Below are 255 nucleotides of genomic sequence, written 5' to 3' on the forward strand. Positions count from 1 at the left end.
CTGGTTCAGATGATGGTCAGTATGGTGAGCCTGATCCAGCTTCTGTTAATCTAGCAAACGGATTAGTTACCGAGCTTGGTATAGATTACAGTAATGGTACCAACGCTCAAGTTGTTGATGGTGATTTCACTTTAAGTGTTTGTTATATAGATCCTTGTGATGCACTGGCTTCAGGTAATTTAGATTCTGATGGCGATGGTATTTCAGATATTTGTGATGATGATGATGATAATGATGGTATTTTAGACACGGTAG

General features: G+C 38.8%; 1 protein-coding gene. It reads left to right on the forward strand.

All coding sequences use genetic code 11. The features are described 5' to 3' along the window. On the forward strand, positions 1-255 hold a 255-nt coding region (locus HNV10_RS17435; protein ID WP_206676006.1), incomplete at both ends, for a hypothetical protein.

This window comes from Winogradskyella litoriviva, assembly GCF_013249065.1.
Lineage (GTDB): Bacteria > Bacteroidota > Bacteroidia > Flavobacteriales > Flavobacteriaceae > Winogradskyella > Winogradskyella litoriviva.